Raw genomic sequence first — 23334 nt, 5'->3', positions numbered from 1 at the left:
AACGTTTACATTTTACAACATTATTCTACACGATAATTTAGATTTATTCAAATATTCCTAGACTTATATTTTAAAAATTAATAAATTTTTAAAATATAATAAAAAAAGAGATTCATACATGCGTATGAATCTACAAAATATGAGTATATTCCAAAACATTTTTCCCGATCAATAATATAGTAACTAATAAAAATAAAGTCCTTACATATCCAACACCTTTTTGAACCGCAAACTTCGATCCAAAATAAGCACCTAAGATCATTGATAATCCCATGATAATACCGTATTCAAAATGAATTATGTCTAAGAATAAAAAAGTAATTAAAGATACAATATTACTAACAAAGTTCAAAAGTTTTCCAGATGCTGCCGCTTGAATAAAATCCAAGCCAATTAATAAAAATGCAAAAATTAAAAACGACCCTGTCCCTGGTCCAAAAAACCCATCATAAAATCCTATCATTAAAATAGCAAAGAAAAATATTAATGTTTTTCTTTGCGTCATCTTCTTATAGGTAGACACACTTCCCCAATTCTTTTTTGCAATAATATAAATAGCAATAAATACCAACATCACAAGTACTAATGGGCGTAAAATATCCGATGGAATAAATTTTACTACTAAAGCACCTGCAACAGCTCCAACAATAGTTAACGGGATTAACTTTCCTACAATTTTAAAATCAACTTTTCCTGATCGAATGAAATACATCGCACTCGTAAACGTCCCCATTGTTGCCGCTAATTTATTCGTTGCAATTGCCGAAGCTGGCGATAGGCCAACAAACATAAGTGCAGGAAGTGAAATTAACCCTCCTCCTCCAACAACGGAATCAATAAAAGCTGCTAAAAAACCGAATGCAATTAATAAAATAATGACTTGAAAACTTAATTCTTCCATGAGCTTTACCCCTCACCCCTATTTTTTACAACATTTTAAATTATAACAAAATTACATAAGAAAAAAAGCTGTTCCATAGAGGAACAGCCTTCATATTTAATCTAAAATTTTCACAAGTGGTTCATCTTGTTTTGCTTCACGTATAATAATAGCTTCTGGGCGTTCTACAGATTTAATCGTTACTTGTACTTTCATATAATTCGGGAAGTATTCCATAACAAGCCCTGCCACATATTGTGTAAAACCAACTATTTCAGCTTTTCCATTAAACTGGACAGGAATATCAAGCTTCATTTCTCTTAATTCATCATCTCTATACATACCAGTACCAATAACAGCTGTATAGTCGCCTTGGAAATAATCGCTTAGTTTTGCCTTAAAGTTGGATACTCTTGCAAGATCTTCACGTTTATTATCTGTTTTCGCTTGCTCTGATGGGAACAAATAATATTTTTCATTAATTTGTTTCCAATCTTCAACCGTTTCACTACCTTTTTCGACATTTGCATAAGAAACAAAATTACCTGGCACGAGCGAAGACTTTGGAGCTTGGCGATAAATCGCAAATGTTATCGGAATATTTTTTGTTTCAGGTTCTTTTTGATGTATGACTTTCAAAATTTCTTGCGCCATTTTTTTCCCTTCAGCTAACATCTTTTCATCTGGGATTGCAGTTTCACGTGGGTAACCATGCTCTTCGTTAAAATATTGAACAGAATTCATCGCTAATCCAACTACCATACCAACACGTTCCTCGCCGTTATCGCCTTTTTTCACATAATAATCATGCTCTAAAATATTTGAAATATATATTGGATTTTTTTTATTTTTCACTTCTAGTGATTCGGATCCTGTTCCTAATGCAGGATTTAATCCTATATTAGGAAATTTAACTGCATCTTTTTTTAATTTTTCCTCTAGTTCCTTTTGTTCAGCATCTGTACGTTTTCTTTTAACAAGCATCTGTATAGTTTGAGTATCTAGAGCTTTTCCGCCTTTTAAAAAATTATCTTTCGTACTAAATGATTCTTTTGCAATTCGCATTAATCCTGTTTCAAATTCATCTATATCAAGGCGACTATTTAACCCTTGCACCACTAAACCACGTGCCTTTCCACCATCAAATGGAATAGTCGTCTTATAATATTCATCCGAAATAGCGTATTTTGGAACAACTGATTGTTCTTTTGCTTTCCCCGATTTCCCAGCCACTTTTTCATCTTTGTCGGCACCTGCACTACACCCACTTACAAGTAGGCCAAGGCTTAATACCGCTAATGCTATTTTTTTCATGGTAAGTTTGCACCTCTTACTTATTTAGCTCTTGTAAGAACCTCTCTTCATTCCAAACCTCAACATTATGTTTCTCCGCTTGTGCTAATTTCGAACCAGCTGCTTCACCTGCAACAACTAAATCCGTACTCTTACTAACACTTCCTGTTACTTTTCCACCTAATGCCTCAATCTTCTTCTTCGCTTCACTTCGTCCCATAACTTCTAGCTTACCTGTTAAAACAACCGTTTTTCCTGCGAAGTAAGATTCAACATTTTGTAAATCTGCAATTTTTATACCTTTGTATGTCATATTCACGCCATACTCTTTAAACTGCTGTAATAACTCTAATACATCTTCATTATCAAAATATGTCACAACAGATTGAGCCATTTTTTCGCCAATTTCATTAATTGCTTTTAGTTCTTCTTCCGTTGCTTTTACAAGCTCATCCATCGTTTCAAAGTGCTCTGCAAATGTACGTGCTGCTTTCGCTCCAACGTGGCGAATTCCAAGACCAAATAATAATCGCTCTAACGAGTTTTCTTTAGAATTTTCAATTGCTTGTATTAAGTTTGTTGCTGATTTTTCACCAAAACGTTCTAACTGTAATAATTGCTCTTTCGTCAATGCATATAAATCAGCAAATGTACGAATGTAATCAGCATCAAAGAGTTGTGTAATGACACGTTCTCCAAGTCCATCAATATTCATCGCATTTCTTGAAACGAAATGGATTAATCCCTCTCGAATTTGAGCAGGACAAGTTGGATTTATACAACGAAGTGCTACTTCTTCTTCTAAACGAACAAGTTCACTCTCACATGCTGGACAATGAGTTGGCATGCGGTATTCTTCTTCCTCACCAGTACGCTTATCAAAAATAACGTTCACAACTTCAGGAATAATATCTCCAGCCTTCTTCACAACAACGTAGTCACCAATTCGAATGTCTTTTTCACGAATTAAATCTTCGTTATGTAAAGAAGCACGACGAACAATCGTACCAGCAACTCTCACTGGCTCTAGTTCTGCAGTCGGTGTTACAACCCCTGTTCGGCCAACACTTAATTCAATGCCTGTTAATCTCGTTACAACTTCTTCAGCCGGAAATTTATAAGCAATCGCCCACCTTGGACTCTTCGCTGTAGTTCCTAGACTTTCTTGAAGAGCAACATCATCTACTTTTATAACGATTCCATCAATCTCATAATCAAGATGCGGACGTTTTTCTTGCCATTCTTCTACATAAGCTATAACTTCTTCAATTGTTTCACATGTACGGCGATTTGGATTTGTCTTAAATCCGAGTTCACCTAAGAAATCCAGCGATTCACTATGTGATGAAATTGTTTTTTCTTCTACATTCGCAAGACCATACACAAACATAGATAAGTTACGCTTCGCTGCAATTTTCGGATCAAGTTGACGTATTGAACCAGCTGCTGCATTACGCGGATTCGCAAATACATCTTCTCCATTTTGCTCTTTTTCTTCATTTAGTTTAACGAATGAACGCTTCGGCATATAAGCTTCGCCTCTTGCTTCTAACGTTACTTCTTCATTTAAACGAAGTGGGATAGCTTTAATCGTTTTTAAATTTTGAGTAATATCTTCACCCGTTACACCATCACCACGTGTCGCCCCTTGAATGAAGCGTCCTTTTTCATAATGAAGCGAAACGGCAAGCCCGTCAATTTTTAATTCACATATATATCTTACATTCGCACCATCAATTCCTTGACGTACTCTTCTGTCGAAATCACGTAAATCTCCTTCGTTAAATGCATTTCCTAAACTTAACATTGGTGACTTATGTGTTACTTTTTCAAATATATCAAGAACAGTCCCCCCAACGCGAACGGAGGGAGAATCTTCACTCATAAACTCTGGGTTCTCTGCTTCTAATTTTATAAGCTCCTGCATATTACGGTCATATTCCGCATCAGAAACAGAAGGATTGTCTAATACGTGATATTGATAGTTAAATGTATTTAACAAGTCACGTAATTCTTCTATACGTTTTTTTACTATCTCTTTTGACATATCCTCATTCCTTTCCTATTGTTTCGTCACAGGTGCAAATTTTGCTAACAAACGTTTAACACCAATTGGGCTTGGGAACGCAATATCTAATTCTTTTGCATCACCTTCACCTTTTACACTTACAACTGTACCGACTCCCCATTTTTGGTGGGAAGCTTTATCTCCTACTGCCCAGCCAATTTGTTCGCCGCCTGTCGTCTTAGCTGCAGGGCGCGCGAAAGCTGAACGAGAGCGTGTTGCTGTTGTGATTGTCGTTTTGCCGCTACTTGCCGTTCTGCCTTTTGTACCAAACGATGTTTCACGCTTCGGCGCTGTTTCATTTAATGATTCCACTAGTTCTGTCGGGATTTCTGTAATAAATCGAGACGCAGCGTTCATACTTGTTCTACCAAATAATGTACGCATTTGCGCGTTAGATAAATATAGCTCTTCTTCTGCACGAGTAATACCTACATAAGCAAGACGACGTTCTTCTTGCATTTCATCCTCTTCCATAAGAGAACGAGTATGAGGGAATATCCCTTCCTCTAAGCCAACAATAAAGACAACCGGGAACTCTAATCCTTTCGCCGAGTGCATCGTCATTAAAATAACTTCTTCACCAGCAGTTGGGTCTTCATCTACACGATCAATATCAGCAACAAGTGCTAAATCTGTTAAGAATGCAACAAGGCTCTTATCTTCGCTTTGAGATTCAAATGTTTGCGTAACAGATAAGAACTCGTCTAAGTTTTCTAAACGACCTTCCGCTTCTAAAGAACGTTCATTTTTCAACATATCGCGATAGCCTGTTTTTTCAATAACTTCTTCTACTAATTCTGTAACAGATAAATACTCTTGCATATTTACCCAGTTATTTAATAAATTCGCGAATTCTTTTACTGCCTTTGTAATTTTTGCACTTACTCCAACATGCTCAATCTCATCAAATACAGCAGTTAATGAAATTCCATTTTGCACACCGTAATTAATAATTTTATCGATAGAAGTCGCACCAATGCCACGCTTTGGCACATTTATAATACGTGCAAAACTAATTTCATCATCTGGATTACCGATTAAACGTAAGTACGCCAAAATATCTTTAATCTCTTTACGATCGTAGAACTTCGTACCCCCGACAATTTTATATGGAATGCTAGATTTAAGGAAAATCTCCTCGACCATACGAGACTGAGCATTCGTACGATATAGCACTGCAAAATCAGTATATTTTCGTTTCCCCATTTGAATATCGTCACGAATTTTTTTTGCAACAAAATACGCTTCGTCCTTTTCAGTTGCAGCACGATAATACGAGATTTTACTTCCAACTTGATTGTCTGTCCATAATTTCTTCGGCTTACGATTCGTATTTTTTTCAATAACAGCATTCGCTGCATTTAAAATATTTTGTGACGAACGATAGTTTTGTTCTAACAGAATTACTTGTGCATTCTCATAGTCTTTTTCGAATGACAAAATGTTAGAAATATCTGCACCACGCCAGCGATAAATAGACTGGTCAGAGTCACCCACAACGCAAAGATTTTTAAAACGCGCTGCCAAATGTTTAACAAGAAGATATTGCGCTTTATTCGTATCTTGATACTCATCAACATGAATATATTGGAACTTACGCTGATAAAACTCTAATACTTCTGGAACACGTTCAAATAGCTGAATCGTCGTCATAATTAAATCATCAAAGTCTAATGAATTATTTTTCAAAAGACGCTTTTGATACTCTGTGTATACATCGCTCGTTAATTTTTCATATGGATCAGCCATTGTAATTTTTTTTGCATATTTATCCGCAGATAACAGTTCATTTTTCGCATTACTAATACCCGCTAAAATAGAGCGCGGCTCAAATTTCTTCGGATCAACATTGCGCTCTTTCATAATTTTTTTGACTACAGTTAGCTGATCACCTGAATCTAAGATTGTAAAGTTACGATTAATACCAATACGATCGATATCGCGTCGTAAAATACGTACACACATAGAGTGAAACGTCGAAATCCAAATATCTTCTGCTTCTGGTCCCACAAGTGTATCAATACGCTCACGCATTTCACGAGCTGCTTTATTTGTGAAGGTAATAGCTAGTACATTCCATGGTGCTACACCTTTTTCACCAAGTAAATACGCAATACGATGTGTTAACACACGTGTCTTACCACTACCTGCACCTGCCATTAATAGAAGTGGTCCATTCGTTGTTTGTACTGCTTTTTGTTGCTGTGGATTTAAACCGTTTAATAACTTATCTGTCATACTCATATACGCCTGCACCTACTCTCCTTTTACTGCTTTAACTGTTTTTAACGCCGATTTTATATCATCATAAATAATATTTCCAACAACTACTGTATCAGCATATTGTGCCATTTCTTTCGCCTGTTCTGCATTAGAAATACCACCGCCATAATATAACTTAGCTTGTTTCAATTCTGCTTTTACATTTTTAACAAGTTCAACATCTCCATACGTACCGCTATATTCTAAATAAAATATCGGTAAACGTAATAGCTTGTCTGCTAAACGAGCATATGCAATAACGTCATCTTCTGTTACATCACATTTCGCTTCTGTAAGCTGGGCTACTTTCGCCTCTGGATTTAAAACACAATACCCTTCCATAAAAATTTCGTCCCAGTCCATAATATCCCCAAATTCTTTCAATGCCTCATGATGAACACCTGTTACCCATTCTACTTTTCGGCTATTTAAAACACTTGGGATGTAATAAAAATCAAATCCTGGTGTAATTGCTTCTACATCAGAAACCTCTAATACACAAGGAACTGCATATCTACGAATGCTAACTAGCATGTGTAATACGTTATCAATTGTAACTCCATCACTTCCGCCTACAATAACCGCATCAGTTCCAGACTCACAAATCATTTCTAAATGTTCATCGCTTAACTCCTTATTTGGATCAAGCTTAAATACATGTTTCCATCCGGAAATATCGTACATGAAAACACCCTTCCTTTTCTCTAGTTATATATATTTCTGTTCAAAATAACAGTTTATTTTCATCATTATTGTTTTAACTTCATCTTAAATATTTGTTTAAAACGGAGAATTAAGTTTGGAATTACCTCTTCCATATTTTTTAAACTAGAGGATTTAATTTTGAAGTTCCTTTTATGCATTCTTTCATTATAACAAAAAAAGTTACTTACACACACGCACATTCCAACATCTTTTTCCACGTCAAATGTTGGATTACATATCCCAAAAATCAAACGGGATACTAATAAAAGAAATAGTATTATCTATTTCAACTTTCATAAAAAGGAGTGTTTTTCTAATGAAGCAAAATATCGGGACAATAAACGCTCTAATTCGAATTACACTTGGGCTCGTCCTCTTCGGATGTAGTGCAACTAAACTTGTACGCAAGCCGTGGTGCACTTGGTCTAACATTTTTCTATGGATTGGTGCAATGAAAGTTGCAGAAGGAATTGTTCGTTTCTGCCCTGTTGTTGAAATGTGGAAATTCGGAAAATACATGAACATGGGGGCATTTAAAATGCCTAGCATGAATTTTGCTGAAAAAGGACATGCTAAAGAAGAAGTGAATCAAACTTCCACTCATGACAAGCCAGAGTCAAAAGGAAGTTATGACGCTTCTGACAAAGAGATTGAGTCAGCGATTGAAGATATAATCCTGGCAAAACCGCTTTGAATCATTTGTCACGATGTAAGATGCTCTCAAAGGGACTTAGCTGCTGCAGTGGGCGGTTAAGTCTTCTTTATTTTACCATAAAACAGAACATATATTCTCTTTTTGAACCTTAAAATGTATATAAAAGATATCAACCAATAAAATTCAGAAAATTAGATGCATACCTCTTGCTTAAAATGATATAAAAGTGATATCATTTTTATATCAGGAGGCGATCATATGAAAGAAAAACAAGTATTTTATGTAAATGGTTTTCTCGGTATTATTGGAATTTTGATTTTAGCTGCTATCGGTGTATTTTTCCTTGCACAAGAAATTTTCATAGGAGCGGCACTAACTATTATATTAGCCGCAGTTCTCGCTACAGGTATCGGTATTGTTCAACCGAATCAAGCGAAGGTTATTACGTTCTTCGGTAATTATTTAGGAACAATTCGTCAAAACGGTTTATTTTTAACGATTCCGTTCGCATTCCGTCAAACTGTATCTTTACGTGTTGAAAACTTTAACAGTAAAAAATTAAAAGTAAATGACGTTGATGGAAATCCAATTGAAATTGCAGCTGTTATCGTATATAAAGTTGTTGATTCTGCAAAAGCAATGTTTGGTGTTGAACATTATGATCGATTTGTAGAAATTCAAAGCGAAACGGCAATCCGCCATGTTGCAACAAAATATCCTTATGACAATTTCCAGGATGAAACCTGCGTTACGTTACGCGGAAATACTGAAGAAATCTCTGAAGAATTAAAACGTGAGTTAGAGGCGCGTCTTGAAATTGCTGGTGTAGAAGTATTAGAAACTCGTTTAACGCACTTAGCTTACGCAACAGAAATTGCCCATGCAATGCTACAACGCCAGCAAGCAAAAGCAGTATTAGCTGCTAGAAAAGAAATTGTTGAAGGTGCTGTGAAGATGGCGAAAGATTCCATCCATATGTTAGATGAAGAAGGCGTACTAGAACTCGATGACGAGCGTAAAGCAAATATGGTAAACAACTTATTAGTTGCCATCGTTTCAGATAAAGGTGCGCAGCCAGTTATTAATACAGGAAGCCTATACTAAGGGCTATAAGTAATTATGGCTAAAAAGAAAAGCTTTCCATTACGTATTGATCCTGAATTACACGCAGTCATCGAAAAATGGGCAAATGATGAATTTCGTAGCGTCAATGCACACATCGAGTATTTACTTCGAGAAATGGCAAAGCAAAAAGGGAAATTAAAAAAAGATAAAGATGCATAAAAAATCCCGCTGATTCCTCAGCGGGATTTTTACATATTAACTTTTCGTCATCTCATGCCCAATTGCACGATATCCTATATCACTTCGATAAAATAGACCATCACTCTCAATTTTACCGATTTCTTTATATACTTTATCTTTTGCTTCTTGTAAACTATTTGCCTTACAAGCAACAAATAATACACGGCCACCGTTCGTTACAAAGTCCCCATGTTTCATTGCTGTACCTGCATGGAAAACAATCACATCTTGCAGTGCATCTAGTCCGCTAATAATATCACCTTTTTTATATGCTTCTGGATATCCTTTAGAAGCAAGTACAACACCGATTACCGCTTCTTCTGACCATTGTAACGTTAGTTCACTTTCATCTAATACAGCGTTACATACATCAACTAAATCGTTTTCTAATCGAGGTAATACAACTTCTGTTTCAGGATCACCGAAGCGTGCATTAAATTCAATTACCTTCGGACCATCATTTGTTAAAATAAGACCTGCGTATAAAATACCTGTAAACGAACGGTTTTCTTCAATCATCGCCTTAGCAGTTGGATGCAATACGGTTTGAATCGCTTCTTGAACTGCTGATTCTGGAATTTGTGGTACTGGAGAATATGCACCCATTCCACCCGTATTTGGACCTTTATCACCATCAAAAGCTCTTTTATGATCTTGGGCGATTACCATTGGATGTACAGTTGTTCCATTCACGAATGCCATTAATGAAAATTCTTGTCCATCTAAAAACTCTTCAATAACAACCTTCTTACTTGCCGCGCCGAATTTCACATCTTGCAGCATTTCTTTCACAGCTTGTAATGCCTCTTCAAGCGTCATCGCTACCGTTACACCTTTACCAGCAGCTAGGCCGTCAGCTTTAATAACGATTGGTGCACCAACTTTTTGAATGTACTGTACTGCTTCTTCATAATCTGTAAAAGTTTCGTACGCCGCAGTTGGAATATCATACTTTTTCATAAGCTCTTTTGTAAAAGCTTTACTACCTTCAATAACAGCAGCCGCTTTATTCGGACCAAATACGCGAAGTCCCTCTTCTTTAAAACGATCAACAATTCCATTCATAAGCGGAATTTCTGGTCCAACGAAAGTTAACTCAACATTATTCTCTTTTGCAAATAAAACTAATGCATCAAAATCATTTTCATCAATATCAACTGGTGTTGCAACATCTCTCATACCTTCATTACCTGGTGCTACATATACCTTTTCTACTTTTTCAGATTGTGCAAACTTCCAAGCTAAAGCATGCTCACGCCCACCGCGGCCAATTACTAAAACATTCATATTTCATCCCCCAATAATTAAATAAGTACAAACTAGAAGCTATGCTCCTAGTTTGCTTTTTCATATCAATAAAAGGTTATCTCGACCGGACTTTTTAAACATCCATATCAAGAAAGGTTTAAAAAGGAGGATTAAGAGAACCGAGCAGGTCGAGGCGCATTTGCCAGGAGGACACGGAGTGTAGCTTTCCTACATGAGTACCGCACTGGCGATGCAACGACGACATGCGAAGGTTCTCTTAACCGGACTTTTTTAACATCCTCTATTAGTGTTTGAAATGACGTACGCCAGTGAACACCATAGCAATCCCATAAGTATCTGCCACTTTAATAGAATCTTCATCACGGATTGATCCGCCCGGTTGAATGATTGCTGTAATTCCTGCTTTTGCTGCTTCTTCTAATGTATCTGGCATTGGGAAGAAAGCATCAGATGCAAGTGCGCTACCTTGTGCTTTTTCACCAGCTTGTGTAATTGCGATTTTTGCAGAACCTACACGGTTCATCTGTCCCGCACCAACACCAATTGTCATATCATCTTTCGCTAAAACAATTGCGTTTGATTTCACATGTTTTACAACTTTCCAAGCTAGTTTTAAATCTTTCCATTCTTGCTCTGAAGGTTCACGTTTCGTTGGAATTGAAATTGTACTTTCATCTAATGATAACGTATCTTCCTCTTGAACGAGAAGTCCACCTTGTATAGAAGTTAGTTTTTTGCTTGCACTTGTCGCTTTTTCAATATTTATAGTTAATAAACGTAAGTTCTTCTTACTTTGCAACACCTCTAAAGCTTCTTGTGAGAACGAAGGTGCGATAACAATTTCTAAGAAAATTTCATGTAACTTTTCTGCTGTAGCTTTATCAATTTCACGATTTGCTGCGATAATACCGCCGAAGATTGATACTGGATCTGCTTCATAAGCACGAGTATATGCTTCGTGAATATTAGTTCCTACTCCAACACCACATGGATTCATATGTTTTACTGCTACTACTGCTGGTTCTGTAAATTCTTTTACGATGCTAAGCGCTGCGTCTGCATCATTAATATTGTTATACGATAATTCCTTACCGTGTAATTGTTCTGCGTATGCAACAGAAGAAGTTGCTGCAAATGGCGCTTTATAGAAAGTTGCTTTTTGATGTGGGTTCTCGCCATAACGTAAGTCTTGCTTTTTCTCAAATGTCACAGTTAATGTTTCTGGACTTTCTTCACCCATTTGCTCTGTTAAGTAGTTAGAGATTAACGCATCATATGCCGCTGTATGACGGAATACTTTCGCTGCTAATTTACGTTTCGTTTCTTCTTTTACTTCACCGTCTTCTTTCAGTTCTGCTAATACAACATCGTAATCTACTGGATCTACAATTACCGATACAAATTTATGATTTTTCGCAGCAGAGCGAATCATTGTCGGGCCACCGATATCAATATTTTCAATTGCATCAGCAAATGTTACATCAGGCTTAGCGATTGTTTCTTTAAATGGGTATAAGTTAACAACAACAAAGTCAATTGGCTCTATACCTAACTCATTCATTTGTGTTACATGTGTTTCATTATCACGAACTGCTAATAGACCACCATGAATATTTGGATGTAATGTTTTCACACGGCCATCCATAATTTCAGGGAAACCAGTTACTTCAGAAATGCCGATTACTTGTAAGCCATTTTCTTCTAGTAACTTTTTCGTACCACCTGTTGAAATAACTTCAATCCCTTGTTCTAGTAACCCTTTAACAAATTCTACTACTCCTGTTTTATCTGAAACACTTACTAATGCACGCTTTTTCATTTATCCTTCACCCCTGGTTGTATGTTAGTTAACAGTTGATTCTTTCACAGACTGAACAATTTGATTCACTGTATTTACGTATAATTTATGTTCAACTTGTTGAATTTTCTTTTGTAAGCTTTCTCTCGTATCCCCTTCAGAAACAACCACTGCTTCTTGTGCAATAATTGGCCCTGTATCCATACCTGCATCTACATAATGAATTGTTACTCCAGTTACTTTCACACCTGCTTCTAACGCTTGACCGACAGCATCTTTACCCGGAAAGCTCGGTAGTAATGATGGATGAATATTAATAATCTTCCCGCCGTATGCTTCTAGTAACGTCGGCCCGATTAAACGCATATATCCAGCTAAGATAACATAATCAATTTCATATTCTTCTAGCTTCTTTAATATCTCTTTTTCAAACGCTTCTTTTGACTCATATGCTTTCGCTGAAAAAGCAAAACACGGAATATGATGATAATTTGCCCGTCCAACAGCTCGTGCTTCTGGTTTATCACATACTAATAAACTAATTTCTGCACCCAATCTTTTTTCTTCTACCGCATTAACGAGAGATTGAAAGTTAGATCCACTTCCAGAAGCAAAAACTGCTAATCTACTCATAGTGCTGTGCCCCCATTAAAAGTAACGCCAGCTCCTTGTATAGTACGTCCAATAATACGAGCCATTTCTCCTTGCTCTTCAAGAAGACGAACAACATCTTTTGCATCTTCTTCCTTCACTGCTACTACCATACCAATACCCATGTTAAAAATATTGAACATTTCTTTCTCTTCCAGTTTTCCAACTTCTTGAAGCAAACTAAAGATCGGCTGAATTTCCCAAGATCCTAGTTCAATCTCAGCACCGATTCCTTCTGGCAACATGCGTGGAATATTTTCAATAAATCCACCACCTGTAATATGCGCCATACCGTATACTTCATGTTTCTTCAATAGTTCTAAAATAGGTTTGACATAAATTTTCGTTGGTTTTAATAATTCTTCACCAAGAGGTAGTTCTAAGCGGCCATAAATACGCTCTAAAGATAGTTCCCCATCTTCTAATAACACTTTTCGTACTAAAGAGTAACCATTGCTATGAATACCGCTAGATGCTAAGCCAATTAGCACGTGACCAGCTTCAATCTTTTCACCTGTTACAATTTTCTTTTTATCAACAATCCCAACTGTAAAACCAGCTAAATCATATTCTTCCGTAGAATACATTCCTGGCATTTCAGCTGTTTCTCCACCGATTAATGCACAACCAGCTTGGCGACAGCCCTCTGATATACCTTTGACGATGTTTTCAATTTTACTAGGTTCAGCTTTACCACAAGCAATATAATCAAGGAAGAAAAGCGGCTCTGCTCCTTGGACAACAATATCATTTACACACATTGCTACTGCATCAATACCAATTGTGTCATGTTTATCTGCCATAAAAGCGAGCATCAATTTCGTTCCCACGCCATCTGTTCCAGATACTAATACAGGTTCTTCTAATGCAAATTTTGATAGATCAAACATACCTCCAAAACCGCCTAAACCGCCTAGTACTTCTTTTCTCATAGTTGTTTGTACGTGTTTTTTCATGCGAGATACCGCTTCATATCCAGCTTCAATATCTACTCCTGCTTGCTTATATGCATTCGCCATCGTTATTTACACCTCGTCTTTTAATTTCTCCCCATCCAGGGCGGGCTATTTTAAGAAAGGATCTAGCTTCTACATCAAAAGAAGTAGAAGCTTTTCTCACTTTTCTTATTTCATGCTTTCTAAAAGCTCTTGCTCATAATCATAAAGAGCTGTTGGATAGTCCCCATTAAAGTAAGCCATGCATAGGCCGCCATATTTCCCTTCATATGGACGTCCAATTGCATCTACTAATCCATCTTCGCTTAAAAATGTTAAAGAATCTGCTCCGATCATTTCACGGATTTCTTCTACTGTATGATTTGCTGCAATTAATTCTTTTCTCGTTTGAATATCAATGCCATAGAAACATGGATATTTCAGAGGTGGTGAAGCAATTCTTACGTGAACTTCTGTCGCTCCAGCCTCACGAAGCATACGAACAATTCGTTTACTTGTCGTTCCTCTTACGATAGAGTCATCAATCATAACAACTCGTTTCCCTTCAACTACACCTCTTACTGCGGAAAGCTTCATCTTAACCCCTTGCTCGCGCAGTTCTTGAGAAGGTTGAATAAACGTACGTCCAACGTAACGATTTTTAATTAATCCTAACTCATATGGAATACCTGTCGCCTCCGCATAGCCAATCGCAGCTGAAATACTAGAGTCTGGTACACCAGTAACAACATCTGCTTCAATAGGAGCTTCTGCCGCTAAACGTTTCCCCATATTCTTACGTGCTGCATGAACATTAACGCCTGCAATATTAGAATCTGGTCGTGCAAAGTAAATATATTCCATACTACAAATTGCATGTTCTACATCGTTTGTGAAACGATCTACGTGAATTCCTTCATCATTAATGATAAGTAATTCACCCGGTTCTACATCACGAATGTATGTTGCACCTACTACATCAAAAGCACATGTTTCAGATGCTACAACGTAAGCATCCCCCATCTTTCCAATTGAAAGCGGACGGAACCCATTCGGATCTAATGCAACGATCATTTCATTTCCAGTTAGTAAAAGATACGCAAACGCACCTTTCACTTTATTTAAAGCCTCTTTTACACTTTCAATTAAAGAATCTTTCGTGCTACGTTTAATAAGATGTAAAAGTACTTCTGTATCTGAACTAGTTTGAAAAATACTGCCCTCTGCTTCTAATTCACGACGAAGCATTTTTGCGTTAATTAAATTTCCGTTATGAGCTAACGCCATACTATGATCGGAAAAACGGAACAACAATGGTTGAACGTTAGCAACTTCACTTCCACCAGCTGTTGCATATCGTACATGTCCGATTGCTGATTTTCCATTTAATCCTTCTAGCTCACCTCTTGAAAACACTTCTGATATTAAACCTAACCCCTTGTGACCGACGATTTTTTCCCCATTATTTACGACAATGCCTGCGCCTTCTTGCCCACGGTGCTGTAAACTGTGCAATCCGTAGTATGAAACTTGTGCTGCATTTTCATGCCCCCAAATTCCGAAAACGCCACATTCTTCGTTTAACCCCTTTATTTCAGCAAGCATGGGATTGCCCCTTTCCAAGCCTTTCTCATTTCATCTACATTTGCTGTAAGTAATACTTCATTTTCTTCATTATGAATTGTTACTTCATTTGTACTTGTTACTTCTCCAACTTGGATTGCTTCTACCACTTTCTCAAACGCCTCTTTATTTTCACGTTTTACAGTTATCACGAAGCGAGACTGTGATTCAGCGAATAATGCTGCTGTTGCTTCTCCATCTAATTTCACAGTAGCACCTAAGCCTTTAGCACCAATTGCACTTTCTGAAATCGCAACTGCTAAACCACCTTCAGCAACATCATGTGCAGATTGAACAAGACCAGCTTGAATTGCTTCTAATACTTGTTTTTGGCGTTTTAATTCTACATCTAAATCGATACTTGGTGATTGACCGAAAATTTTGCCGTGAATCATTTTCTGTAATTCACTTCCGCCAAACTCAGCTTGCGTCTCACCAATTACATACACTAAATCACCAGCTTGCTTAAACTCTTGTGTTGTTACATGTTTTAAGTCATGCACAAGTCCGACCATCCCAACAGTTGGTGTTGGATATACAGCTTCACCACTACGCTCGTTATACATCGATACGTTTCCGCCGATAACTGGTGTTTGTAATGTGCGACAAGCTTCACTCATACCGTCTACTGATTTCTCAATCTGCCAGAAGATTTCTGGTTTTTCTGGGTTACCGAAGTTTAAGCAATCTGTAATTGCAAGTGGCTCTCCTCCAGAACATACGATATTACGCGCTGCCTCTGCTACTGCAATTTTACCGCCCATCTCTGGGTCTAGATAAATGTAGCGAGAGTTACAATCTGTCGTCATTGCTAATCCTTTTTCTGTACCGCGTACACGTACAACTGCAGCATCTGAACCTGGCGTAACAACTGTGCTTGTGCGAACTTGGTAATCGTATTGATCGTATACCCACTCTTTACTTGCAATTGTTGGTTGCTGTAATAAAGCGAATAACGTTTCTTTATAATTTTCTACTTTTGGCGTTTCCATTTTCATTGCTTGGAATTCAGCAAAGTATGCTGCTTCTTTTGATGGCTTATGATAAATTGGTGCTTCTTCTGCTAAAGCATCTGCTGGAACTTCAGCTACCTTTTCACCTTTATGGAATAAACGAAGCATTTTATCTTCCGTTACTTTCCCCATCGTAACCGCTGCAAGACCATACTTCTCAAATAAATCTACTATTTCTTGTTCTCTACCTTTTTTCACAACAATTAACATACGCTCTTGTGATTCAGATAGCATCATTTCATATGGTGTCATTCCTGTTTCACGCTGTGGTACATCATCTAAGTACATTTCAATACCCATTCCTGCTTTACTTGCCATTTCTGCAGATGATGATGTTAAACCAGCCGCACCCATATCTTGAATTCCAACAAGTGCATCGGATTGAATTAATTCTAAACACGCTTCAATAAGAAGTTTTTCCATAAATGGATCCCCTACTTGAACCGCTGGACGTTTCGCTTCTGAGCTTTCAGATAGTTCTTCCGACGCGAATGTTGCACCGTGAATACCGTCACGACCAGTTGATGCTCCTACGTACATTACTGTGTTACCAGCACCGTGCGCTTGCCCTTTTTTAATGTCTTCGTGGTTAATCAAACCTACGCACATTGCATTTACAAGTGGATTTCCTTCATAACATGGATCAAATTGTACTTCGCCGCCAACAGTCGGAATACCGATGCAGTTACCGTATCCTGCAATTCCTGCTACTACTTCTTCGAATAAATATTTCACACGTGGTGACTGTAATTCACCGAAACGAAGTGAGTTTAATAGAGCTACCGGGCGTGCTCCCATAGAGAATACGTCACGAATAATACCACCAACACCTGTTGCAGCTCCTTGATATGGTTCAATAGCTGAAGGATGGTTATGACTTTCCATTTTAAATACAACTGCTTGATTATCACCGATATCTACAATTCCAGCACCTTCTCCAGGTCCTTGCAGAACGCGCTCACCTGTAGTTGGAAACTTACGAAGAACTGGTTTCGAATTTTTATAACTACAATGTTCAGACCACATTACAGAGAATAACCCTGTTTCTGTATAATTTGGCAGACGACCTAAAATCTTTTCAACCATGGCAAACTCTTCGTCTGTTAGCCCCATTTCCGCATATATACGCTCTTCTTTAATTTGTGTTGGATTTGGTTCAAGCATTAACGACATATGTTTCCCTCCACTGTTTTAAGATAGATTGAAAGACTTTTAACCCTTCAGCACCGCCAAGTAATTCATCTACAGCACGCTCTGGATGTGGCATCATACCAAGTACATTTCCTTTTTCATTTACAATACCAGCAATATCTGAAACGCTACCGTTAGGGTTTTCTACGTAACGGAATGCGATTTGATTGTTCTCTTCTAATTGTTTAAGCGTCGCTTCATCACAATAGTAATTCCCCTCACCATGCGCGATTGGAATATTAATTACTTCATCTTTTCCATATTGTGATGTAAACATCGTTTCATTATTTTCAACACGCAACTGAACAGTGCGACACATAAATTTTAAGTTTTCGTTTCTCATTAACGCTCCTGGTAGTAATCCTGATTCAACAAGAATCTGGAATCCATTACATACACCTAAAATCGGCTTTCCTTGCTCAGCAGCTTTTTGCACTGCTTTCATTGCATTAGCAAAGCGAGAGATAGCACCGCAGCGTAAGTAGTCACCATAAGAAAATCCACCTGGTAGTAGAATTGCATCATATTCATCTAGATTCTCTGTATCGTGCCAAACGTAATCTACTTCTTCGCCAAGCTCATCTTTAATTGCATGGAACATATCGACATCACAGTTCGAACCCGGAAATACTATTACGGCAAATTTCACTGTGCGACAACCTCCTCAACTTCATAACGGAAGTCTTCCATTACAACGTTCGCTAATAGTTTTTCACACATTTCCTTTACCTTGCTATCTAAATCAGATACAGATTTATCAATTGTTAGTTCCATGTACTTTCCGATTCGAACATCTTGTACTTCTGTGAATGAAAGACTATGAAGTGCTCCTTTTACTGCTGTTCCTTGTGGATCTAATACGCTTTCTCTTAATGTTACATATACCTTAACTTTATACATGTGAAATTCCCCCTAAACGTTTTAAAATCTCTTCATAAGCATCTGTTAAATTTCCAAGATCGCGACGGAATACGTCTTTATCAAACTTTTCATTGCTCGTTTCATCCCATAAACGGCAAGTATCCGGTGAAATTTCATCCGCTAAAATGATTTCTCCTTCTTCCATTACACCAAACTCTAATTTGAAATCTACTAATCTTACACGACAGCTTGCGAAATGATCAATCAACACTTGATTGATTTGTAGAGCCATATCTCGTAATACACTTACTTGCTCTGGTGATGCAACGTTTAATACACGAATATGATCTTCCGTTACAAGCGGATCTCCTAAATCATCATCTTTGAAGTAAAATTCTACGATTGGTTCTGCAAGTACAGTTCCCTCTTCCATTCCTAATCGTTTTGAAAGACTTCCTGCAATTACATTTCTTGTGACAACTTCTAAAGGAATAATACTCACTTTTTTAACAAGTTGTTCTGTTTCAGATAACTTCTCAACAAAATGTGTTTTAATTCCCACTTCTTGTAACTTTCTGAACAATAAAGTTGTAATTTCATTGTTCAAACGACCTTTTCCTGTAATCGTCTCTTTTTTCTCCCCATTGAAAGCAGTCGCACTATCTTTGTACTCTACCCAAACCATATCTGCTGATTCTGTACGATAAATTCTTTTTGCCTTACCTTCATACAGCAATTCTAGCTTTTGCATTTCGCAAGCCCCCTGTAGTTTGAAAAATGTGAATAATGTTTTTATAAAGAATGGCACAGAATGACTCTATTCTGTGCCATATGAAATTTTACGCTTCGTTTAATCCAAGGCGTTCAAAGATTGTATCAACGTGTTGCATATGATGCTCATAGTTGAAGCATTCATTAATTTCTTCTTGTGTTAACTTGCTTGTAATACGCTCATCAGCTTCTACAAGCTCTTTAAATTGTACTTGTGTTTCCCAAGCTTCCATCGCTTTAGGCTGTACGATATCATAAGCTTCTTCACGTACCATACCTTTGTCGATTAGTGTAAGCATTACGCGCTGAGAATAAATTAAGCCGTATGTTCTTGTCATATTGCGTTTCATATTCTCTGGGTATACAGTTAAGTTTTTAACGATATTACCAAAGCGATTTAACATGTAATTTAATGCGATTGTAGCATCTGGTAAAATTACACGTTCTGCCGAAGAGTGAGAAATGTCACGCTCATGCCATAATGGAACATTTTCGTAAGCTGTCATCATATAACCGCGGATAACACGAGCTAAACCAGTCATATTTTCAGAACCAATTGGATTACGTTTATGTGGCATTGCAGAAGAACCTTTTTGACCTTTTGCGAAAGCTTCTTCAACTTCACGTGTTTCACTCTTTTGTAAACCACGAATCTCAACTGCCATCTTTTCGATAGATGTTGCAATTAGTGCAAGTGTTGACATGTAGTGTGCGTGACGATCACGTTGCAATGTTTGTGTTGAAATTGGTGCTGCTTCTAATCCTAAGTTTTCACAAACATATTTTTCTACGAATGGATCGATATTTGCATATGTACCAACCGCACCAGATAGTTTACCAACACGAACTGTATCAGCAGCTTGTTTGAAACGCTCTACGTTACGTTTCATTTCTTCATACCAAAGACCAAGTTTTAAACCAAATGTTGTTGGTTCTGCATGAACACCATGTGTTCTTCCCATCATGATTGTGTATTTATGCTCTTTCGCTTTGTTAGCTAAAATGCTTACAAAGTTCTCTAAGTCTTTTAATATAATTTCATTCGCTTGTTTTAAGATGTAAGATAATGCTGTATCTACTACGTCTGTAGATGTTAAACCGTAATGAACCCATTTACGTTCCTCACCTAATGCTGGCGTTTCTGATACAGCACGAGTGAATGCAACTACGTCATGACGTGTTTCTTTTTCAATTTCATAAATACGATCAATATCAAATGATGCATGCTCACGAATTTTCTTAACATCTTCTTTTGGAATATCGCCAAGCTCAGCCCATGCTTCACAAGCTAAAATCTCAACTTCTAACCATGCTTTAAATTTGTTCTCTTCCGTCCAAATTGCACCCATTTCTGGGCGTGTATAACGACTAATCATCTTTTTCCCTCCAACAGTTGTTCTTGATGGTCCCAAATATGCAAACTCTTCGCTTTTTCTAGAGCGACTTCAATATTATCATTTAAAATATTAACATGCCCCATTTTTCGCTGTGCTTTTGCTTCTTCTTTTCCATACAAGTGTAAATAGCACCCGGTTAATCTATTCACTTGTCTTAGGACCCCTTCTATATGTTCGCCTAAAATGTTTACCATGACAACTGGTTTTAACAAATTTGTTTCTCCTAGAGGTAAATTACAGATTGCTCGAATATGTTGACCAAATTGACTCGTCTCACATGCATCCTGTGTATAGTGTCCTGAATTGTGAGGTCTTGGCGCTAATTCATTAATATAAATCTCACCATTATCTGTAGCAAACATCTCTACAGCTAGTGTTCCCACAAGTTCTAATTCATCCGCAAGTACCTTTGCATAAGCAATTGCTTTTTGAGAAAGCTCTTCTGTAATGCGAGCTGGAACGATAGATTCATGTAAAATGTTATTTACATGAATATTTTCTGCTACTGGAAACACTTTTGTTTCACCACTTACACTACGAATCACAATAACTGATACTTCTTTTTCAAAAGGCACCCATTTCTCTAAAATACATTCTGCTTTATCCACAAGATTTCTTGCTGTCTCAACATCAGCTTCACTTCTTAAAACAACTTGTCCTTTCCCATCATATCCACCTGTCGTCGTTTTTAAGACGGAAGGGAATGATAACTCAGCAATTGCTTCTGTAAGCTGATCTTGATTTTGAACTAATCTATACGTTGCTACTGGTAACCCAGCCTTCTCAATCGCATTCTTTTCTGTAAAACGATTTTGCGTTGTATTTAACAACTGACTACCTTGTGGTAAGTACGCATGTTTTTCAAGCCATTGTAAACATCTATAATCAATATTCTCAAATTCATATGTGACAACATCACTTATCTCTGCTAAATGCTGAATTGCTTTTAAATCATCATATGGTGCAACAATTTCAATATCAGCAACTTGTGCACATGGTGAATGCTTTGTAGGATCTAAAACAGCAATTTTATATCCCATTTCCTTAGCTGCCAATGCCATCATTCTTCCTAGCTGGCCGCCTCCAATAATACCGATTGTTTTTCCAGGTAAAATGATTCTCGTCATACTAGCTCACTACCTTCACGCACATCTTTTTCAATCGCTTCTCGTCTCAATTCTAATGCATCATGTATATCATCATGGAATGATCCAAGTATTTGTGCGGCAAGTAATCCAGCATTCGTTGAACCAGCTTTACCAATTGCAACAGTTGCAACTGGAACACCTCCTGGCATTTGGACGATGGATAATAATGAATCTAAGCCGTTTAATGCTTTTGATTGAACTGGAACTCCAATTACAGGAAGATTTGTCTTCGCTGCAACCATTCCTGGTAAATGTGCTGCTCCACCAGCTCCAGCAATAATAACTTTCAATCCACGTTCACGAGCCGTCTCTGCATATTCAAACATATAATCCGGAGTCCGATGAGCGGATACAACTTTTTTCTCATACGGTATATTTAATTCATCTAAAATGTCACAAGCATATTTCATTGTTTCCCAGTCTGACGTGCTTCCCATTATGACTCCAACTAGTGATTTCATATTAGAATCCCCCCGATTCAAATAAAAAAAGCCTGAAATAGAACAGTTTCTCTTTTACTATGAGAGAAAGCGCTCTACTCAGGCATACGTATCCCTTGTGAATAGAAAAATACCGAGTGACTTTCCCTCATAGTCTAACGAATAACGGTCGTTAGGTAGAGACTTGCAGGCCATATCCCCGCGATTATATGAGGTCTTATATTATTGTTTCTATGGCTATATTAACAATATTTCATAAACAATGTCAATAAATAATCGAATGTTTTTTTATTAGTAGTCAATAACGTTCGTGTTTTAGTTATATTCAAAAGAAGAATTGCAACTATATGCAAGAAGAAAAGGGAATTAGAATATATATTTCTAGACATCTATTTTACGTATAATCGTTTAAATGGCACTTCAGTATGTTTTAAATCAAAATATATATACTCTTGTATTATTATAACGATTTAATTTCTAAGGAGGATAACTGTTAAAGAAAGAACTATGCTATCATCCTATTTATTTTTCTCTATTGCAGTAATTTCTGTAATTATTAAATACTTATTTATAGCATCTCATTATTTAAAATATATACTTATGATAGAAATAATGTGTCCTATTTTAAGTATTACTTTAGTGGCATTAGGAAAATCAGGAACACTAAAAGTTATTGCTATTATTTTAAACAGTCTCTATTTCATTCTTTTTTCGTCTTTAGCTTTATTAAATTTATGGATTATAACATTCGGTAAATAGAAATAAACACAAAAAAACCTAAGTCAAAATGACTTAGGTTCTTGCTTGGCGACGTCCTACTCTCACAGGGACAAGGTCCCAACTACCATCGGCGCTAGAGAGCTTAACTTCCGTGTTCGGTATGGGAACGGGTGTGACCTCTCTGCCATCATCACCAAACTATGAAGGCATATTCCTTCAAAACTAGATAACATTGCTACATATTATATGGTTAAGTCCTCGATCTATTAGTATTCGTCAGCTCCACATGTCACCATGCTTCCACCTCGAACCTATCAACCTGATCATCTTTCAGGGATCTTACTAGCTT

Annotated in this window: 21 protein-coding genes, 2 rRNA genes and 1 riboswitch; of the genes, 4 read left to right on the top strand and 19 right to left on the bottom strand. The window is 37.1% G+C overall.

Annotated elements, in window-relative coordinates:
* Positions 1 to 130: 130 nt before the first annotated feature.
* From ACTFR8_RS24775 to ACTFR8_RS24755, 5 genes are all read right to left on the bottom strand, one after another.
* Positions 131 to 901 (bottom strand): TSUP family transporter, encoded by a 771-nt coding sequence (locus ACTFR8_RS24775; protein ID WP_000391975.1) that lies wholly within the window; start codon positions 899 to 901, stop codon positions 131 to 133.
* Between the two features lie 96 nt (positions 902 to 997).
* Entirely contained in the window at positions 998 to 2194 is a 1197-nt protein-coding gene (locus ACTFR8_RS24770) for a CamS family sex pheromone protein (RefSeq protein WP_044584071.1), read from the bottom strand.
* Positions 2195 to 2210: 16 nt separating this feature from the next.
* Complete coding sequence (ligA, locus tag ACTFR8_RS24765; protein ID WP_000031613.1) at positions 2211 to 4220, bottom strand: NAD-dependent DNA ligase LigA; 2010 nt, start codon at positions 4218 to 4220, stop codon at positions 2211 to 2213.
* A 15-nt stretch (positions 4221 to 4235) separates the two neighbouring features.
* Entirely contained in the window at positions 4236 to 6485 is a 2250-nt protein-coding gene (pcrA, locus tag ACTFR8_RS24760; RefSeq protein WP_252209761.1) for a DNA helicase PcrA, read from the bottom strand.
* A 12-nt stretch (positions 6486 to 6497) separates the two neighbouring features.
* Positions 6498 to 7187: a heptaprenylglyceryl phosphate synthase gene (locus ACTFR8_RS24755; protein ID WP_000272103.1), complete on the bottom strand. Its 690-nt coding sequence runs from the start codon at positions 7185 to 7187 to the stop codon at positions 6498 to 6500.
* Between the two features lie 337 nt (positions 7188 to 7524).
* Here ACTFR8_RS24755 and ACTFR8_RS24750 point away from each other — a divergent pair, with 337 nt between their 5' ends.
* The 3 genes from ACTFR8_RS24750 to ACTFR8_RS24740 all read left to right on the top strand — a co-directional run bounded on the left by ACTFR8_RS24750 (position 7525) and on the right by ACTFR8_RS24740 (position 9147).
* A complete protein-coding gene (locus tag ACTFR8_RS24750; protein WP_000812345.1) occupies positions 7525 to 7902 on the top strand; it encodes a YgaP family membrane protein in 378 nt (125 codons plus the stop codon).
* Between the two features lie 219 nt (positions 7903 to 8121).
* Positions 8122 to 8967 (top strand): SPFH domain-containing protein, encoded by an 846-nt coding sequence (locus tag ACTFR8_RS24745; protein ID WP_000660669.1) that lies wholly within the window; start codon positions 8122 to 8124, stop codon positions 8965 to 8967.
* Positions 8968 to 8982: 15 nt separating this feature from the next.
* A complete protein-coding gene (locus ACTFR8_RS24740; RefSeq protein ID WP_001085171.1) occupies positions 8983 to 9147 on the top strand; it encodes a toxin-antitoxin system HicB family antitoxin in 165 nt (54 codons plus the stop codon).
* Between the two features lie 36 nt (positions 9148 to 9183).
* On the opposite strand, the gene purD is transcribed toward ACTFR8_RS24740, so the two are convergent.
* From purD to purE, 12 genes are all read right to left on the bottom strand, one after another.
* Complete coding sequence (gene purD, locus ACTFR8_RS24735; RefSeq protein WP_001101977.1) at positions 9184 to 10455, bottom strand: phosphoribosylamine--glycine ligase; 1272 nt, start codon at positions 10453 to 10455, stop codon at positions 9184 to 9186.
* Positions 10456 to 10720: 265 nt separating this feature from the next.
* Positions 10721 to 12256 carry a bifunctional phosphoribosylaminoimidazolecarboxamide formyltransferase/IMP cyclohydrolase gene (gene purH, locus ACTFR8_RS24730; protein ID WP_000745436.1) on the bottom strand — a complete coding sequence of 512 codons (1536 nt, stop codon included), beginning with the start codon at positions 12254 to 12256 and terminating at the stop codon, positions 10721 to 10723.
* 24 nt (positions 12257 to 12280) lie between these two features.
* On the bottom strand, positions 12281 to 12868 hold the full coding sequence (gene purN, locus ACTFR8_RS24725; protein ID WP_000088596.1) for a phosphoribosylglycinamide formyltransferase: 588 nt from the start codon (positions 12866 to 12868) through the stop codon (positions 12281 to 12283).
* Positions 12865 to 13905, bottom strand: coding sequence for a phosphoribosylformylglycinamidine cyclo-ligase (gene purM, locus ACTFR8_RS24720; protein ID WP_001262439.1), 1041 nt, complete (start codon positions 13903 to 13905; stop codon positions 12865 to 12867). The genes purN and purM overlap by 4 nt, the downstream gene beginning before the upstream one ends.
* Positions 13906 to 14010: 105 nt before the next feature.
* Positions 14011 to 15426, bottom strand: coding sequence for an amidophosphoribosyltransferase (gene purF / locus ACTFR8_RS24715; protein ID WP_000879025.1), 1416 nt, complete (start codon positions 15424 to 15426; stop codon positions 14011 to 14013).
* A complete protein-coding gene (gene purL, locus ACTFR8_RS24710) occupies positions 15411 to 17630 on the bottom strand; it encodes a phosphoribosylformylglycinamidine synthase II (protein WP_000055565.1) in 2220 nt (739 codons plus the stop codon). The genes purF and purL overlap by 16 nt, the downstream gene beginning before the upstream one ends.
* On the bottom strand, positions 17614 to 18297 hold the full coding sequence (gene purQ, locus ACTFR8_RS24705) for a phosphoribosylformylglycinamidine synthase subunit PurQ (protein WP_000666787.1): 684 nt from the start codon (positions 18295 to 18297) through the stop codon (positions 17614 to 17616). The genes purL and purQ overlap by 17 nt, the downstream gene beginning before the upstream one ends.
* Positions 18294 to 18548: a phosphoribosylformylglycinamidine synthase subunit PurS gene (purS, locus tag ACTFR8_RS24700; protein WP_000278823.1), complete on the bottom strand. Its 255-nt coding sequence runs from the start codon at positions 18546 to 18548 to the stop codon at positions 18294 to 18296. Before purS ends, purQ begins: the two co-directional genes overlap by 4 nt.
* Complete coding sequence (gene purC / locus ACTFR8_RS24695) at positions 18541 to 19260, bottom strand: phosphoribosylaminoimidazolesuccinocarboxamide synthase (protein ID WP_252209760.1); 720 nt, start codon at positions 19258 to 19260, stop codon at positions 18541 to 18543. The genes purS and purC overlap by 8 nt, the downstream gene beginning before the upstream one ends.
* Positions 19261 to 19348: 88 nt before the next feature.
* On the bottom strand, positions 19349 to 20656 hold the full coding sequence (gene purB / locus ACTFR8_RS24690; protein ID WP_000625682.1) for an adenylosuccinate lyase: 1308 nt from the start codon (positions 20654 to 20656) through the stop codon (positions 19349 to 19351).
* Positions 20653 to 21804: a 5-(carboxyamino)imidazole ribonucleotide synthase gene (gene purK, locus ACTFR8_RS24685; protein WP_000196770.1), complete on the bottom strand. Its 1152-nt coding sequence runs from the start codon at positions 21802 to 21804 to the stop codon at positions 20653 to 20655. Before purK ends, purB begins: the two co-directional genes overlap by 4 nt.
* Positions 21801 to 22286, bottom strand: a complete 486-nt coding sequence (gene purE / locus ACTFR8_RS24680; RefSeq protein ID WP_000839367.1) for a 5-(carboxyamino)imidazole ribonucleotide mutase — start codon at positions 22284 to 22286, stop codon at positions 21801 to 21803. Before purE ends, purK begins: the two co-directional genes overlap by 4 nt.
* 110 nt (positions 22287 to 22396) lie before the next feature.
* Positions 22397 to 22498: riboswitch (purine riboswitch) on the bottom strand.
* 274 nt (positions 22499 to 22772) lie between these two features.
* On the opposite strand from purE, the gene ACTFR8_RS24675 reads away from it, so the two are divergent.
* Positions 22773 to 23024, top strand: coding sequence for a hypothetical protein (locus tag ACTFR8_RS24675; protein WP_000953258.1), 252 nt, complete (start codon positions 22773 to 22775; stop codon positions 23022 to 23024).
* Between the two features lie 43 nt (positions 23025 to 23067).
* Here the strand turns inward: ACTFR8_RS24675 and rrf are convergent.
* Both rrf and ACTFR8_RS24665 read right to left on the bottom strand, forming a co-directional pair.
* Positions 23068 to 23183, bottom strand: a 5S ribosomal RNA gene (gene rrf / locus ACTFR8_RS24670).
* A gap of 48 nt (positions 23184 to 23231) precedes the next feature.
* Positions 23232 to 23334 (bottom strand): 23S ribosomal RNA (locus tag ACTFR8_RS24665); the annotation flags it as partial.

It is taken from the genome of Bacillus cereus group sp. MYBK15-3 (assembly GCF_051916765.1).
Lineage (GTDB): Bacteria > Bacillota > Bacilli > Bacillales > Bacillaceae_G > Bacillus_A > Bacillus_A cereus.
Note: the sequence above shows the minus strand (reverse complement) of the source record. Positions and strands in the feature narration are given on the sequence as shown.